This window comes from Anabaenopsis elenkinii CCIBt3563 (assembly GCF_015245355.1).
Lineage (GTDB): Bacteria > Cyanobacteriota > Cyanobacteriia > Cyanobacteriales > Nostocaceae > Anabaenopsis > Anabaenopsis elenkinii.
This window is the reverse complement of the sequence record NZ_CP063311.1, coordinates 2,640,833-2,655,861: the sequence shown is the minus strand read 5'-3', so window position 1 is coordinate 2,655,861 and position 15,029 is coordinate 2,640,833. Positions and strand designations below refer to the sequence as shown.

Annotated in this window: 17 protein-coding genes and 1 tRNA gene; 10 read left to right on the top strand and 8 right to left on the bottom strand. The window is 42.2% G+C overall.

Annotated features, from left to right (window positions below; all coding sequences use genetic code 11):
- The first annotated feature begins 80 nt into the window (after positions 1–80).
- The 4 genes from IM676_RS11735 to IM676_RS11720 all read left to right on the top strand — a co-directional run bounded on the left by IM676_RS11735 (position 81) and on the right by IM676_RS11720 (position 3,156).
- Positions 81–1,073 (top strand): beta-ketoacyl-ACP synthase III, encoded by a 993-nt coding sequence (locus tag IM676_RS11735; protein WP_200987081.1) that lies wholly within the window; start codon positions 81–83, stop codon positions 1,071–1,073.
- A 71-nt stretch (positions 1,074–1,144) separates the two neighbouring features.
- Complete coding sequence (gene fabD, locus IM676_RS11730) at positions 1,145–2,026, top strand: ACP S-malonyltransferase (protein ID WP_200987080.1); 882 nt, start codon at positions 1,145–1,147, stop codon at positions 2,024–2,026.
- A gap of 111 nt (positions 2,027–2,137) precedes the next feature.
- The gene (locus IM676_RS11725; protein ID WP_200987079.1) at positions 2,138–2,773 is read left to right on the top strand and encodes a lysophospholipid acyltransferase family protein; all 636 of its coding nucleotides are present in this window, start codon (positions 2,138–2,140) and stop codon (positions 2,771–2,773) included.
- 89 nt (positions 2,774–2,862) lie between these two features.
- The gene (locus IM676_RS11720) at positions 2,863–3,156 is read left to right on the top strand and encodes a DUF2288 domain-containing protein (RefSeq protein WP_200990183.1); all 294 of its coding nucleotides are present in this window, start codon (positions 2,863–2,865) and stop codon (positions 3,154–3,156) included.
- A gap of 43 nt (positions 3,157–3,199) precedes the next feature.
- Here IM676_RS11720 and IM676_RS11715 read toward each other — a convergent pair whose 3' ends face one another.
- From IM676_RS11715 to IM676_RS11705, 3 genes are all read right to left on the bottom strand, one after another.
- A complete protein-coding gene (locus IM676_RS11715) occupies positions 3,200–3,727 on the bottom strand; it encodes a YdcF family protein (protein ID WP_200987078.1) in 528 nt (175 codons plus the stop codon).
- A gap of 437 nt (positions 3,728–4,164) precedes the next feature.
- Positions 4,165–4,238 (bottom strand) — tRNA-Arg (locus IM676_RS11710).
- 39 nt (positions 4,239–4,277) lie between these two features.
- Positions 4,278–5,375, bottom strand: coding sequence for a tocopherol cyclase family protein (locus tag IM676_RS11705; protein WP_200987077.1), 1,098 nt, complete (start codon positions 5,373–5,375; stop codon positions 4,278–4,280).
- Between the two features lie 29 nt (positions 5,376–5,404).
- Between IM676_RS11705 and IM676_RS11700 the strand changes: the two genes are divergently transcribed.
- Positions 5,405–6,016 carry a J domain-containing protein gene (locus tag IM676_RS11700; protein WP_200987076.1) on the top strand — a complete coding sequence of 204 codons (612 nt, stop codon included), beginning with the start codon at positions 5,405–5,407 and terminating at the stop codon, positions 6,014–6,016.
- A 481-nt stretch (positions 6,017–6,497) separates the two neighbouring features.
- Here IM676_RS11700 and IM676_RS11695 read toward each other — a convergent pair whose 3' ends face one another.
- Both IM676_RS11695 and pgeF read right to left on the bottom strand, forming a co-directional pair.
- Positions 6,498–7,331 (bottom strand): metallophosphoesterase, encoded by an 834-nt coding sequence (locus tag IM676_RS11695; protein WP_200987075.1) that lies wholly within the window; start codon positions 7,329–7,331, stop codon positions 6,498–6,500.
- 46 nt (positions 7,332–7,377) lie between these two features.
- Entirely contained in the window at positions 7,378–8,169 is a 792-nt protein-coding gene (gene pgeF / locus IM676_RS11690) for a peptidoglycan editing factor PgeF (RefSeq protein WP_200987074.1), read from the bottom strand.
- A gap of 76 nt (positions 8,170–8,245) precedes the next feature.
- Between pgeF and IM676_RS11685 the strand changes: the two genes are divergently transcribed.
- A complete protein-coding gene (locus IM676_RS11685) occupies positions 8,246–9,100 on the top strand; it encodes a biotin--[acetyl-CoA-carboxylase] ligase (RefSeq protein ID WP_404799794.1) in 855 nt (284 codons plus the stop codon).
- A gap of 126 nt (positions 9,101–9,226) precedes the next feature.
- Here the strand turns inward: IM676_RS11685 and IM676_RS11680 are convergent, their stop codons facing one another.
- Entirely contained in the window at positions 9,227–9,889 is a 663-nt protein-coding gene (locus IM676_RS11680; RefSeq protein ID WP_200987073.1) for a riboflavin synthase, read from the bottom strand.
- A gap of 338 nt (positions 9,890–10,227) precedes the next feature.
- Here IM676_RS11680 and IM676_RS11675 point away from each other — a divergent pair, with 338 nt between their 5' ends.
- The 3 genes from IM676_RS11675 (at position 10,228) to IM676_RS11665 (ending at position 12,234) form a co-directional block, all read left to right on the top strand.
- Positions 10,228–10,725 carry a bifunctional nuclease family protein gene (locus tag IM676_RS11675; protein WP_200987072.1) on the top strand — a complete coding sequence of 166 codons (498 nt, stop codon included), beginning with the start codon at positions 10,228–10,230 and terminating at the stop codon, positions 10,723–10,725.
- 69 nt (positions 10,726–10,794) lie between these two features.
- On the top strand, positions 10,795–11,925 hold the full coding sequence (locus IM676_RS11670) for an aldo/keto reductase (RefSeq protein ID WP_200987071.1): 1,131 nt from the start codon (positions 10,795–10,797) through the stop codon (positions 11,923–11,925).
- 114 nt (positions 11,926–12,039) lie between these two features.
- Positions 12,040–12,234: a hypothetical protein gene (locus IM676_RS11665; protein WP_200987070.1), complete on the top strand. Its 195-nt coding sequence runs from the start codon at positions 12,040–12,042 to the stop codon at positions 12,232–12,234.
- A 12-nt stretch (positions 12,235–12,246) separates the two neighbouring features.
- Here the strand turns inward: IM676_RS11665 and IM676_RS11660 are convergent, their stop codons facing one another.
- Positions 12,247–12,456 carry a hypothetical protein gene (locus IM676_RS11660; protein ID WP_200987069.1) on the bottom strand — a complete coding sequence of 70 codons (210 nt, stop codon included), beginning with the start codon at positions 12,454–12,456 and terminating at the stop codon, positions 12,247–12,249.
- A gap of 285 nt (positions 12,457–12,741) precedes the next feature.
- The gene (locus IM676_RS11655) at positions 12,742–13,923 is read right to left on the bottom strand and encodes an extracellular solute-binding protein (protein ID WP_200987068.1); all 1,182 of its coding nucleotides are present in this window, start codon (positions 13,921–13,923) and stop codon (positions 12,742–12,744) included.
- A gap of 334 nt (positions 13,924–14,257) precedes the next feature.
- Here IM676_RS11655 and IM676_RS11650 point away from each other — a divergent pair, with 334 nt between their 5' ends.
- Positions 14,258–14,632 (top strand): hypothetical protein, encoded by a 375-nt coding sequence (locus tag IM676_RS11650; protein ID WP_200987067.1) that lies wholly within the window; start codon positions 14,258–14,260, stop codon positions 14,630–14,632.
- Positions 14,633–15,029 lie beyond the last annotated feature (397 nt).

Below are 15,029 nucleotides of genomic sequence, written 5' to 3'. Positions count from 1 at the left end.
AGTCAGAAAACTAGCGATTAATAGCTGGAAAAAAATAAAAATTTTCATGACTAAAATTCTTATAGCTTGGGAGACTAGGAGTGGAAAAGTTAGGCATAGCAATTACAGGTAGCGGCTCGGCAGTACCAAAAAATCACCTCAGTAACCAGGATCTGACTGAACTGGTGGAAACTTCGGACGAGTGGATTACCACAAGAACCGGAATTAGTCAACGGTGTTTAGCATTGCCATCGGAATCCGTGAGCACCCTCGCGGCTGATGCGGGTAGTCAAGCGATCGCAGCAGCGGGCATAAAGGCAACAGACCTAGATTTAATTCTGCTGGCCACATCCACCCCTGATGATTTATTTGGCAGTGCTTGTCAAATTCAGGCCGCATTAGGAGCAACCAAAGCAGTCGCCTTTGACTTAACGGCTGCTTGCTCTGGATTTGTCTTTGGGCTAGTCACAGCAGCCCAATATATCAGAACAGGCGTTTATCAAAACGTACTCCTAATTGGCGCCGATATCCTCTCTCGCTGGGTGGATTGGCAAGACCGCAGGACTTGTGTACTGTTCGGTGATGGTGCAGGAGCGGTGGTACTGCAAGCTAATAACAGCGATCGCCTATTAGGATTTTCCCTCAAAAGCGATGGTACTCAAAACCGCTACCTCAATCTTGCTTATACCCCCTCCGCCCTAGAACTGCTGCCCAATGTAAATATCACTCAAGGTACTTACCAGCCCATAACCATGAATGGCAAAGAAGTATACCGCTTTGCTGTGCAAAAAGTACCGGAAATTATTGATAAAGCTTTATTTAAAGCTCATCTGACTATTGAGCAAATAGACTGGCTGATCTTGCATCAAGCCAATCAACGCATTCTTAATGCCGTTGCCCAACGCCTAAATATTCCAGAAAACAAGGTAATTAGCAATCTGGCTAATTATGGCAATACCTCTGCGGCCTCTATCCCCCTAGCCCTAGATGAAGCCGTGCGCCAAGGCAAAATCAAAACTCATGACATCATTGCAACATCTGGCTTTGGTGCCGGACTCACTTGGGGCGCAGCCATATTTCAGTGGGGAAGATAGTTAAAACTCAAAAGTGAAAAAACTAGACTCACCCCAATAAACAATGACCAATGAGCAATGACTAACGACTAATGACTAAAACTGCATGGGTGTTTCCCGGACAAGGTTCTCAAGCCCTGGGAATGGGAATGGACTTATTAGATATACCTACCGCTAAAGATAAATTTGCCGAAGCTGAAGCAATTTTGGGCTGGTCTGTCATAGAATTATGTCAGAACGAAGAAGAAAAGTTATCACGGACTCTCTACACACAACCAAGTCTTTATGTGGTGGAAACTATCCTGGCTGATATCCTTCGAGAACGGGGACATAAACCAGATATAGTTGCTGGTCACAGTTTAGGTGAATATATCGCCCTTTACATTGCCGGTGTGTTTGAGTGGTCCGCTGGCTTACACCTGGTCAAGCGTCGTGCTGAACTCATGGATAGTGCCGCTGGTGGAATGATGGCTGCTGTGATGAACTTTGACCGTGAACAGTTAGAATTAGTTCTTGCTCAGACACCAGATGCAGTTTTGGCTAATGATAACAGTCCGGCTCAGGTAGTAATCTCTGGTAATCCAGAGGCTGTCAAAACAGTAATTTCCCAAGTTAAAGCCAAACGTGCTATACCCTTAAAAACCTCTGGAGCATTTCACTCACCCTTGATGGCAGCTGCGGCCGCAGAGTTCCAAGACATTCTAGAATTAGTAGAATTTCAGCCGGCTGTTATACCCGTACTGTCTAACGTAAATCCGATTCCATCCACTGATGCGAAAATAATCAAGCAGCGCCTCAGCCAACAAATGACCGGTTCAGTACGCTGGCGAGAAATTTCTTTGGAATTAGCAACACAGGGTATTGAGGAAGTGGTGGAAATTGGCCCCGGTAATGTGCTAACTAACTTGATTAAACGCACTACACCGGATTTAATCCTCAGAAATGTCCGTAATGCAGCAGAGTTGCCAGAATAGGGGATAGTAAAGCCCACGTAGATTGCGGAGTCTAGGCTGCTGGGCAAGATTGAGATTTTCCATACCCTATCCCCATTCCCCATTCCCCAATACCCTATATCCCATTTCTCTATGTCTCGAACCCGCGAACCTTTGATCAGTTTGGCACTTTACCACGCTTTTAAGTGGTCTATTGTCAGCCCTATGCTTCATGCTTACTTTCGGGGGAGAATTTATGGGGTGGAAAATGTCCCTAAGTCAGGGCCACTGGTGGTAGTCAGTAATCATGCTAGTTACTTTGATCCCCCCATTGTCTCTAATTGTGTACGTCGTCCAGTGGCTTACATGGCTAAGGAAGAGTTGTTTCAAGTCCCTGTTTTAGCACAAGCAATTAAATTGTATGGTGCTTACCCGGTGAGTCGCGGTAGCGCTGACCGCAATTCTATTCGTTCAGCCCTAGAGTACCTTGATAATGGCTGGGCTGTAGGTGTTTTTTTGCAAGGTACTCGCACTCCCGATGGGAAGATCACAGATCCTAAACGAGGGGCGGCTCTCTTGGCGGCCAAGGCTAAAGCACCATTTTTACCGGTGAGTTTATGGGGTTCTGAGAAGATATTACAAACAGGCTCCATACCTCGTCCAGTTCCCTTAACTATTCGGATTGGCAAATTAATTGATGCACCCAGCTCTACCAATAAAGAGGAATTACAAGCTGTGACAGATCAGTGTGCTACGGTAATTAATCAGTTGCATGATTTGGGACGCTGAAAAATATGCTAACCGACTCAAGATGGCAACAAAATCTCAGGGCAAAAATTAGGGTACAATCGGCCGCAGAAATATCTAAATGGGGAATTATGTCCGATTTAAGAACACAACTAACAGAAAATCTGGATGAGGCTGAGTGGGATTGGTTAATTCCTCATGTACAAAGGGATGCAGTGATTTTAGTCACACAATATTTAGACTTGCTTGATGTGGGAGTGGCGATCGCTAGTGATCAGGTTTCATCAGTGCAAGCATGGATTGATGGGGAATTAATAGCTAAACCTTCAAATACACAAATGGGGAATTGGAATAGCGATCGCACCAAAAGATTTCAGACTCTGATTGTTCAGCCCTATGTTCTAATACAAGAAATGTCAGTATAATCAGACTGAGAAAGAAATTTTTTTCCAGTCCCTCACCTCTAATTCATTGCTTTCTCATATGTTCTGCTCCCGTGTAACCTGTAGCCAACCAAACTAAAGCCCTCATCCCATCACGGATAGATTTATCCCAGGGTTCATTGACCTTTTTTGAAGGTACTGGTACAGGTTTGAATTGAATACCACGACTTCCCAAAACTATCTCCCCAACCACACGGGCGCGGCGCATATGAAATTCTGAAGTAATTAAATAAACACTCTTAATACCTTTAGCTTGCAACTCATCTACTAGTGTAGTAAAATTTGTTACAGTATCTACAGCTTGATAATCCAAGTGTAATCGTTTGGGATCAACTCCAGCTTGAGCAAACACATTCTGAGTTGACCTAGGTGGACTACCACCAGAAATCCAAATTGGTAAACTTGGATGGTCACGGACAAAATTGGCTGTAAACTTTTCTCGTTCTAAATGTGAGGTAGAACCACCTAAAACTAATACTGCTTGGGGCGGTAAATTTTTAGTTTGGGATTCCAGGTATCCCAACCACATTAATAGAGGTAGGGCGAAAACCATAAACCGAAGTGAATGACCTGAAAATAATAGATGATTCTTCAAGGCTCTATACTTTAGTCTGTTGAGTCGAAAATTTTACCTGAAAAAAAAGATAAATAATTATGTAGGCTAATTTGAGAAAAATTTACCCAAATATCGAGTGATTTTTTTTGCGTTCCTAAATTCAGTTATGAAATCCCCATCGGTGAGTTCTGAACACTCTTACCTTTGGTTGTAACGCGCTTCCTGCTAGATTCCGCGGGAATCTACGGGTATAAGCTGGGCTGATTGATGCCTGAAAGATCATTCATACTGTGATGCAACGCCGATGTTTTTAGATAATACACAGCCAAAGGTGGATTAACAGGACATATGGCAGTTGATACCATATAATTAAGTGAGTCGGAAGATGAAATACCATTTCCGACTTTCTTATTGATTCAATCATCTTGTCATGACGGGACTGGCCAGGCTCGAACCGGCGACCTAGCGCTTAGGAGGCGCTCGCTCTATCCATCTGAGCTACAGCCCCAAATACAAGGTGCAAGCACTTACCATGATAGCAGTTTTTTTAGCTAGACTGCCAAGAATTATCCCAAGAACCTCCGCCTACTTCCAAACCGCACAAAGAACTGTTTGCTCTGAGGATTGTTTGAGATTTGCTACTAGTTAATTTTCGTAACTCCAAATTTAATTTTCCTTGCATGGTATCCTGACAACAGAATAATAAACCATTTGCTGTCGGCGCACGCAAGGGTGTACCAGGTAAAAGCGTGGTTCCCGTCAATTCAATTTCATAATCTAAGTTTCTGGCTCGCATTTGCCATCTCCCCCAGGGCTGAATATCCCATTCTACTTTTGCATTCCAGGGAACGAACTCATAAAACTTACCATGATGGTGTAAGCCAATCATGGCCACAGATTCCATCCACCACAATACACCACGCTTACCACCGCCAGCTGTTAAAGCTAAATCGGGTTGATCATCAAAGTAATTACAATTTAACCAAAACCATTTTTGGGGAAAAGCACCGCCCCAGTTTTTCTCTGCGTAAGCCGGCGCATTGGTAAATTCATAGATTTTACCGTTCCAATCAATCCTACCACTTGCTAACCCGTGAGCCATCAAAATTTGCCACCCAGGTTCAAAAATCTGTAAAGATGACAGCCAACCGGCAGTTGATTGCTGAAGACTATTTTGATTTCCCCAGTAGTATATCGGCTGAATGTCGTATAGCCAACGGCAATAATTACCAGTACCGGGATCGTAAATCTCCCCTTGATTTAAGGAGGCTGTAGCTTGATAGCCTTCCTGGACATGATGTTTAAACTCCCTGGGTTTGAGATATAAAGGTGGAATGTTGAGGTCGGTTTTACCCCAATGACCTAATGCGAGAACATCTTGACTACCCCAAAATTTCTTGACATCAGGAAAAGTACGACATATATACTCATCATTGGGTCCGAGCACTTGAGCCGCACCACCACTATAGGGTTGGCTTCCAATGGGGTCTTCTATAGAGTACATGAAGGCGAAGGTTTGACCACAATCAGGTAAAGTTACGCGATAATACCAACCTTCAAAGAAGCGGCGACTACTACCGTCCCAATGGTATCCACTATGAGGGGTTTGGTTTGAGTGCAAAAAATTTAGGGGAGTAGTTAACATATATCTTATAGTTGCCTGTTTCTTTCAGTATGAGCGATTACCTTGATATTAATCATGCTTATGAAGTTTTAGGACTGAATCCGGGTGCGTCACAGGAACAGGTGAAGCAAGCTTACCGTCAGTTGGTGAAGATTTGGCATCCTGATCGCTTTTTTAACCATGAGGATAAACAAGAAGCAGAGTCAAAAATCAAAGAAATCAATCTAGCTTACAAGAAACTCAAGTCTGAACATCTAAACACTACCAGTGTGCCTTCTGCTTCGCCTACAAATCTTTCAATTCATCAGGTAAATATATCTATTCAGCGCTGGGATGCTGAAACTTTTTATAATTGGGGAGTGGAGAATGCCAGTAGAGGACAATATGAGGAGGCGATCGCAAATTTTACCCAAGCTATTAGCCTCAATCCCCGCTATATTGAAGCCTACAAGTATCGGGGGTTTGTTTGTTCTCAACTCGGGTTTGAATATAGAGCTACTTCCGATTTAAATAAAGCTGCATCCTTAGAACGGAATGTCAGCCGATCCCCTGATTCCACATACTCAAGGTCATCCAGACTCATATTCCAGCGTCAATCCCTGTTATCAAGATGCTGTTACCAAATCAAAAAACTACTGAGGGTAAACAGGCGTTGGCGATGATTTCAGCCCATAGTCAGGGAAATATTAAGATAATTTACAAAAATATGACAGAAAGTTAATGCTGTTCAAGTTTGGTAAATATCTTACACAAATTGAATAGAGGGTGCTAAATTACAAATAAGGTACAAAGGAATTAAAAGTTAATTAAAAAACCTATAAATTGGAGCCTGTACCTCCCGCTCTAATGAACTCGCAATCAGAACTCAGTTGTGACATCCTGTCGTCAAAGTTTTACACCTTGAGTTAAGTTAATTGACGTTGTTTTTGGAGGTTTTGGAAGTTCCAGCTAGATATGCCTGTTGATAGTAATTAAGGATGAGCAATTGTCATATCAATGGTTGCGAAAATTGTCCACTTTATTTGAGTTAATTCACCCTGTTTTTGAAATTTCATCTAAACACTAGATATCTAATAAGCCGCCATGGGTTACTGATACTTTTCCATCGTAACTTGTGGCGGTTTATGATTAAATAATAAATAACTAGTCGCCAATTAAGGTAATTACAGTGACTTCAGGTGGACAAAATAAACGTCCTGGACTATAAGTTCCTAAGCCACGGCTGACATATAATTGATTGTCCAACACTTGATGAAAACCTTTTGCCCACTCCCAATATCGGACTACTTTTGAGCAGTTTGCTAGGAAAATTGGTTCCCATTGGCGCACTTTTTGAGGAAGTTGTTTTAGCAGCTTTTGATAATGGAAAATCACCGGACCAACTCCTGGTAGGACAATATGACCTCCGTGGGTATGTCCAGATAGTTGTAAGTCTACTCGCCACTGTGACAAAACTTTAGCAGTATCCGGGTTATGGGATAAAACAATGCGGGGTGTACTAGGGTTGAGTTGGTTCATAACTAGTGCAGGGTTAAATTCCCGTGACCAATAATCAGCTAGTCCTACAATTGGTAACTCTTGTCCTAAAGGATAGGCGATTTCATTCCACAGGACATTAACCCCTATGTTATTCAGGGCAGATGTTATTTCTGTTTTTGAGTGCTGGTAATGTATATCATGATTACCGAGTACGGCATAAATACCAGAGCGACTTTGTAAATCTTTAAGTCGTAAGGCTAGTTGGTGAATGGGTGTGGGATCGTCGGTTACATAGTCACCAGTTAATAAAATTATATCGGGTTCAGCCTTGTTACTAGCGGCGATCGCTTGTGCTAACAGTTTTTCAGAAATTCTCACACCATCATAGTGAAAATCTGTCAACTGTACCAGTTTTATACCCTGTAAAGATTTTGGCAAATCCGCAATCTTAACCGTTACTTCATCTACTCTTAAACGTCCCGTAAACAACCAGTTCATAGTACAACAGAGACTCCTCGTACCAGTGCTTACAGCTTATCAAAGATCACAATATATCTGGGTCTATGGCGCTGACAATTCCCGACCATTGAATTTTTTTCTGTCGCTCCCGACGATAAGAAAAGAAGTATTCTGGAGTTTGGTAAGTACAGTAAGGAGCGATCGCTATTTGTTCAGCGCTCATACCCAAGCTTTCCAGTTGTAAAACATTGACTCGCCGCACGTCCAACCTCACCTTTCCCGGCTCTGGGTCTACCAATAAGGGTGAATGTGGTAACTCATGCAAAGCCTCTATAATCTGCTGTGGCTGTGCATAGGGTATAATGCTAGCACCAATTTGGGCAGCCACATCCAAAGAAACTTGATAAACCTCACCTGCGATCGCAGGTCCCATGGCAATGCGTAAGTCATCCAGTTTGCTACCTTGTTCTTGTAATCGGGTAATAGCCACGGGAAGAATCTTCGCAGCTGTTCCCCGCCAACCTGCGTGTAGTGCGGCTACTTGTCGAGTTTTAACATCACCAATCAATATAGGTGTACAATCGGCGCTAGCTACCCAAACAGCTTGTAGTGGCTGTTGGCTGATCACACCATCCCCCAAAACTAGACCAGAATCATCCTCCCCCGTCCTCCTCTCAATGTCTTCTGGGGTGAGAACAATATTGCCATGTACCTGTTTGAGGCGATAAGCTAATGCTTTTGGGTGCAGAACTGTTGTCAAATCTTCAGGTGAGCGCGGCCAAAACTGCTGAGTAAAAAAGCCGTGATGCCAATCTTTCAGAACACTACAAGTAAGATAGGGTAATCCTTGCCAATTGTGCCAATGCCAAGTGTGCATCTTGAACCAAACCTAAACAAAAATCAACATCAGTCAATTAATGCTAACTTGAAGAACGTGATTTGGGTTAACTGCTGTGGGATTTGATAGCTCGCGTGACCAAGCCATTCGGCAACTCTTAGAAACTAGGCACAAATCAGAACTTAATTATACTTGTGTGCCATCTTCCCTACATATTTTTGAAAGTGTTCCTTCAACTAATCAGACCCTGTGGGACTTGCTCAAGGATGGGGCTGATAAAAACTCTATAGTAATTGCAACTGAGCAAACTTCTGGTAGAGGACAATGGGGTCGTACGTGGATTTCTCCTAGGGGGGGACTATATCTTTCGGTGGGTATTGTTCCTCAACTAGCGGCTGCTGATAGTTATCAGCTGACTTTGGCTAGTGCTTGGGGAATTGCTGCTCTGTTGCGTCAGTGCAGCATCAGTGTGGGGATTAAATGGCCCAATGACTTAGTCCTGCAGGGTCGAAAACTCGGCGGAATTTTGACAGAAACAAAAGTCCATAACGGACAGATCACACAAGCAGTAATTGGCGTCGGTATTAACTGGGCTAACCCAGTACCAGATACGGGGATGAATCTCCAATCCTGGCAGGCTTCCCAGCCTCATCAGGCTATTTCTTCTCTGGAAATGCTCACGAAAACAGTTTTACTAGGAATACAATCCGGTATAGACTGTCTGTGTCAAGAAGGAATAAGTGTACTCTTATCTCGATATTTAGATTTATTGACAAATATTGGTGAGCAGGTATACATCAATAATCTTGTAGGCACTGTAGTGGGCGTAACAACCCAGGGAAATCTCCACGTTTGTTTTGACATAAATGAGCCAAATGAGATAACAACACCAGAAATTTACCTCGAACCGGGTACCATCAGTTTGGGTTACCTTGACACTCCCACGGCTATAAGCGCGTGGGATTATTGATTCATCCAGCCAACTTATTTAGAGGAGTTTTCCCACCCAAACAGAGGTGTTCTGTGCACAAGCTTTAAATCTCCTCTAGCCCACAGTGGTTTTTAAAATTACATAATGAATCGTCTCTCTACCTACTCACAAATAGCCATGTTCTGCTAAAAAATCAGGTGTCACTATATCGTTTTTACTGTGTGTTTTGCCAGGAGAAACAAATTTTTCTACGTATTTGCCGAGAATGTCCCCCTCTAAATTTACCCAACTGCCAGGGAAAAGATAGCGGAGATTGGTCTCCTCATAGGTGAGGGGAATGACTGCCACTGTGAACTGATATAATTCGGGATCATATAGAGCTACTGTCAGGCTGATACCATTCACAGCAATGCTACCCTTGGGGACAATATACCGCGCGATCGCTTCGGGTGCTGCAAAGGTCATTTCCCAAGAACTAGCCGTTTGCTGGGCCTCTACTAATTGACCTATACCATCTACATGACCCATAACAAAGTGACCCCCGACTTTACCACCCACCCGCAGCGACGCTTCTAAGTTGACGTATTTCTGTTGTGTTTGCTCATTTCCCAGGGTAGTGCGGCGGAGAGTCTCCGGCGAAGCAGTGGCGATAAAGCCATTGTGGAAAATTTTTTCTACTGTTAAACAAACCCCATCTACCGCAACGCTGTCGCCATAAGCCAAATCCTCCATAATCACAACAGAAGACTGACGGACAAAGGTAATTTGCCAAGAGTCTCCCCCTACGGGTTTTATGGTTCCTAAAGCTTGGATTAATCCTGTAAACACGGCTTTTTCTCAAACTAATTGTATTTATTGCCTAATTTTGCCCAAAATTCACTGTAATTCTGACATGAATCACCAATATTTTAAGTATAATTTCAGACGGTTTATATTATAAATTTATTAACACATTCACATCATTCTCAAGGCATACTTGGTTAAGGAGGTTATTATCTGCTTAGATGACTTTGAATTACTCTGGTGTTCACAACAAGTTCGGAGTTTAATAGAAGCAATTATAGAGAACAATGCTTATGTTTATTTTTCCGCCCAACTTACCCAAATCAAAGGTATTATTTATCACAGAGTGTCCAATCATTCACAGTATTGTAGAGGCTTAGGCAATGATTGAAATGAGAGTCGCTGGCATAGCATTAGATGCCATAACCCGCAGTCCGATCGTACTTTTGAAAGATGCCTCAGATCGCCGTGCTTTACCAATTTATATTGGACAGGAACAAGCTAGGGCAATTATGGGGGCACTAGAAAATCAAAAGCCTCCCAGGCCTTTGACCCACGACTTAATTGTGAATCTTTTAGAGTCATGTTCGATGATTCTGGAAAAGGTGATTATTCACTCTTTACAAAAGGACACATTTTATGCTGCCTTAATTATCCAACAAGGCGAAACCAAAAAAGAAATTGATGCGCGTCCTAGCGATGCGATCGCCATCGCGCTGCGCACTAACTCCCCAATCTGGGTGATGGAAGAAGTGGTTTCCGATGCGTCTATCCCTGTTGACCGGGATGCAGATGAAGCAGAACAGCAAGCCTTCCGTGAGTTTATCTCAAATCTCCGTCCGGAAGATTTGATCAAGCGCTTTGGTAATGGAAACAGCTAAATGAGTAGAGACGTGACTAGTCGCGTCTGTGATCACTGCGCTCCCTACCCCCCTTTCTCCTAACTTTTGATGCAATACCGACGCTTTGGCAAAACAAATCTACACCTCTCGGTCTTTTCCTTGGGAACAATGCGGTATTTGGCTGATGTCAAAAATGCACAGGAAACCATTTTTGCAGCCTTAGCCCTGGGAGTCAATCATGTGGAAACAGCTAGAGGTTATGGTAAAAGTGAGGAATATCTTGGTGCATCTGTCAAAGGGGGATTGACAGTACCCCGTTCCCAGGTTTACATCACCACCAAAATCCCGCCTACAGTTGATGCAGATAGTATGCGTCGGTATATCAATGAATCACTAGAAAGATTAAATCTAAATTATCTAGATTGTCTAGGAATTCATGGCTTAAATACTTGGGAGCATATCCAGTGGATACAAGCCAACAATGGCTGCATGAAAGCCGTTCAGGAAGCTGTTGATGATGGTCGAGTGCACCATGTTGGTTTTTCCACCCACGGTTCATTAGATATTATTTTAGCAGCTATTAACACAGATTTCTTTGAATTTGTCAATCTACATTATTACTATTTTTTCCAACGTAATGCACCAGCAATTCAGCTAGCAGCTGATAAGGACATGGGCATTTTTATAATTTCCCCGGCTGATAAAGGCGGTCGCCTCTATACGCCACCCCAAACATTAACAGACCTGTGTCAGCCTTATTCACCTTTAGAATTAAACTATCGATTTTTACTGAGTGATCATCGTGTTACTACCTTGAGTTTGGGGCCAGCCACCTCAGATGAATTAATTAAACCTTTACAGGTCGCTGATAGTGTTCATCCATTAACAGTCTTAGAAACTTTAGCTTTCCAAAGGTTAGAAGAACATGAAAAATCTGCTTTAAAAACTGATAAATGTAGCCAGTGTTATGCTTGTTTACCTTGTCCAGAAAATATCAATATTCCGGAAGTGTTGCGATTACGTAATCTGGCTGTAGCCTATGACATGAATAACTATGGAAAATATCGTTACGGTATGTTTGAAAATGCCGGTCACTGGTTTCCCGGAATGAAAGCTAACCGTTGCACCGAATGCGGTGAATGTTTACCTCGCTGTCCAGAAAACTTAAATATTCCTGATTTGTTAGAAGATACTCACGAGAGATTAAGCGGCAAATCTGGGAGAAGATTGTGGTCGTAAATAATTACTTATTATTAATTGAATCTCAAGTTTTATCTGGTTTATTCGCCGGAAAAAATGCTAATTGTGAAACTAAAAAATGATAAAAAAGGGGTAGACGTTGAGATACCACTAATGAGGACCACCAAAATTCATTTAGTTGTTGGCATTCATAACGTTACCCTAACAGTATTTTATACTGAAGAAGATGATTACTGGCAGTTCCGCTTGATTACTCCTGGTGGTGCAGTGTTTGGTGAGGGTAAGATTTACTACAGCCTGGAAGCAGCGGAGAAAGCCGCCAGAGAGTGGATAAGAAAAGGTAATTGAGGTAGGGAGGGATCACTGTCCAGGGATCTGGGCAAGTGCTTCTAGATGAAAAGCCAAATTAGTCAGCGCCATTTCAATCTCAGAACTGTAAGCAATGCGCCGCCATTTTGGTGTGGTTGCATTGTCCATGGCTGTTGTTTCTAGGTATTGAGCAACAACCATGAGTTTTTCCGGGTCTGTTGAAGCTGTTGCCAAATTGTTTAAAAATTCTTGAGGTGTCATGGTTCTCCAAGAAATGTGTGACAGTATGGGAGTTTTATAGCTACTATCACAATAACTATTGCACCAACATCAATCTGTTCATCATACTCATCTTTGCCACACCTGTGTTTTTGCTAAATTAATATTTAGTGGTGGGTTGACAGATATAAATTATCATTGAACCTCCTGGGATCTTTGGAAACTCACCCTCTTTAGATGTGAGAGGAAATACGACTCAAGGGACTTAATTCCCAGTGTTTTTATGTTATTAACTGGGGTATTGGTAACCTAATCTGGAAACTTATTTTACCCTTGTTTAATTTTGGCAAACAAAGACTCATACTCCTGAATTGCTGATGGAGGTAAGGAGCCTAGAAACTCGCTGTTCTCCAAAGCTTGAAGATTACTCTGTAGTATACTCCTAAATGGTTCTTGTAAGTTTGATTGGTCAATATGAGGAGAAATTGGGGAATTACTTCTAGTTAGCACAGAAATTTGTTTTGCGATGTCTGGTTGCCAACAAAAATCAATCCACTGTGATAAAAAAGTCTCTTTTTTTACTTTTGTAGGGCATACCCATAAGTCAGCCCAGATTGCTGTTCCTGATTTGGGGATAACTACGGCAAATTGAGGATAACGTGATAGAATCGGTATTATGTCACTAGACCAACCAACAGCTAGCCATGTATCTCCAATAATCAGCGGTTCTAGGTAGCTCTGGGAACTGTAAAATTTTACCTGTTGATTTAATGCTCTGAGTTCATTTTCTAAGTCCGGTATGGTGTCAAGATTTTCTGTGTTGTAGGATTGTCCTAGCTTTTTTAAAACCAGACCGATGACTTCTCTAGATTGATCAAGTAAAGAGATCCGCTTGCGTAATCCATCTCGCCATAAATCACTCCAATCCTGGGGAGTCCAACCCAAACTTTGTAACTTTTCACGGTGATAAATTATGACTGTGTTTCCCCAACGGTAAGGAGCAGCCCACACATTTCCTTGAGGATCTAAGTTACCTTGATCATCGCGCATTACCAATTGCTGCCATCTTTGATCTAAAGCAGACCAATGTTTTAGCTGTTGGACTTCTTTTAGTGGTTGAATGAGTTTCTGTTCAATAGCTGCTTTGAGCCAGTAATCCCCTAATGTGACTAGGTCAGATGCAACTGCTGGTTGCGATCGCGAAGCGCTGCTGCTAGCAGATCGCATAAATGGTATAAAGCGATTCCAAAATTCCTGATGAGTGCGTGTTGATGTATCCTCCTGCCAAGCTTGCAATTGTTTGAATAAATCCTCTATCTGCTCAACTGGGGAAAAATTCAACTTTACCTGTTGCTGTAAACTTTGGCGGAACTGAGGAACTATCTGACTGGGTATTGAACCTCTTAATAACTGGATCTTGAGTTCAGTTTGATGGCTGGTACCACAACCGACCAGCATCTGCGACATGGCTAGTCCACCCGCACCTAATAAAAAAGAGCGTCGATCCATCAATTGTGAATTGGGAATTTTGGATTGTTGACTACACATATATTAAATAAATATATAGAATATACTCAAAGTGCTAATTTTGATGTATGGTCAGGATAGCGTTAGTAAGCCTTAGTCATTCAATTACTTTAAACTGTTTGTCCCCATGACAAATAGTAATAACTTTATTATCCTCAACAATTATACTATCAAAAAACGTTAAGTTATATTGAGGATTAAATACTAACTGAATAAGTCTCGATTCCCGGTGGGAAAAATTAAATAATTCAAAAGTATAGTTAATATCACTGAGAAAGTGAATAACATAAGGAAAATATACGGAATAGGGTATTAAATGGAGACATTGCAAACGCAAATCATAAATTTGAGTCATAAACTTGATTCCCTCTACCAGGTGATTGAAACACTTGATAGTAAAATTGCGCGAGCTTTCTCGGAATGTTCTTTAGCAAATACACAAGCAGAGAATAATTCTGTAGGGAAGAGTGATGTAGTTCGCCCCCAGTTAAAAGTAGATATGAATTTTCATCCAGAACTTGAGCACAAGGATGTATTGACAGATGGTATATCTCTAGACGTAAATCGGACAGGTACAGATAAGAACTTAACACCAGAAATTCAAATACAACGACTAACAGCACAGTTAACCGCAGCATACAATCGCATTGCTGCTTTAGAAGAACAATTAATGAAAGTTAGAATTCACTGAGTGATGGTGTTGCACTACCTACCAGAAAACGCGCACAGTGCCCCTGGTTTCTAACTATGGGGGTGTAGTGCGCTAGCGACTTTAGTCGCATTAGAACGATTGACTGGCTTTAGCCACAGTGATATAATGGTGAAATCGAGTAAAACAACCATTTACCCGCAAACTTGCAGCCGTGGGGCACACGGTCAAGATGCTTGCAGTTAGCGGAGCGGCGCGTTAGCGCGGGTAAATTCATTGGAATCCCCGTGAAGCAAGAATCCCCCGGCTTCTAGCCGTGGGGAGTGTCAATTATTATGAGATGACAAGTCTCAGATAATGCCACAATACCTTCTGGGATGTACAGACATTGCCACGACAAAAAGACAGCCAGTGATGGAAGTCTTACAGGTATTTAGGT

What these genes read in the sequence shown, in the direction of transcription:
- IM676_RS11725 (WP_200987079.1), top strand. Translation starts at nt 2,138, where the DNA reads ATGTCTCGAACCCGCGAACCTTTGATCAGTTTGGCACTTTACCACGCT.
- IM676_RS11655 (WP_200987068.1), bottom strand. Translation starts at nt 13,923, where the DNA reads ATGGATCGACGCTCTTTTTTATTAGGTGCGGGTGGACTAGCCATGTCG.
- IM676_RS11665 (WP_200987070.1), top strand. Translation starts at nt 12,040, where the DNA reads ATGAGGACCACCAAAATTCATTTAGTTGTTGGCATTCATAACGTTACC.
- IM676_RS11695 (WP_200987075.1), bottom strand. Translation starts at nt 7,331, where the DNA reads ATGAACTGGTTGTTTACGGGACGTTTAAGAGTAGATGAAGTAACGGTT.
- pgeF (WP_200987074.1), bottom strand. Translation starts at nt 8,169, where the DNA reads ATGCACACTTGGCATTGGCACAATTGGCAAGGATTACCCTATCTTACT.
- IM676_RS11715 (WP_200987078.1), bottom strand. Translation starts at nt 3,727, where the DNA reads ATGGTTTTCGCCCTACCTCTATTAATGTGGTTGGGATACCTGGAATCC.
- IM676_RS11675 (WP_200987072.1), top strand. Translation starts at nt 10,228, where the DNA reads ATGATTGAAATGAGAGTCGCTGGCATAGCATTAGATGCCATAACCCGC.
- IM676_RS11670 (WP_200987071.1), top strand. Translation starts at nt 10,795, where the DNA reads ATGCAATACCGACGCTTTGGCAAAACAAATCTACACCTCTCGGTCTTT.
- IM676_RS11700 (WP_200987076.1), top strand. Translation starts at nt 5,405, where the DNA reads ATGAGCGATTACCTTGATATTAATCATGCTTATGAAGTTTTAGGACTG.
- IM676_RS11660 (WP_200987069.1), bottom strand. Translation starts at nt 12,456, where the DNA reads ATGACACCTCAAGAATTTTTAAACAATTTGGCAACAGCTTCAACAGAC.
- IM676_RS11720 (WP_200990183.1), top strand. Translation starts at nt 2,863, where the DNA reads ATGTCCGATTTAAGAACACAACTAACAGAAAATCTGGATGAGGCTGAG.
- IM676_RS11650 (WP_200987067.1), top strand. Translation starts at nt 14,258, where the DNA reads ATGGAGACATTGCAAACGCAAATCATAAATTTGAGTCATAAACTTGAT.
- fabD (WP_200987080.1), top strand. Translation starts at nt 1,145, where the DNA reads ATGACTAAAACTGCATGGGTGTTTCCCGGACAAGGTTCTCAAGCCCTG.
- IM676_RS11705 (WP_200987077.1), bottom strand. Translation starts at nt 5,375, where the DNA reads ATGTTAACTACTCCCCTAAATTTTTTGCACTCAAACCAAACCCCTCAT.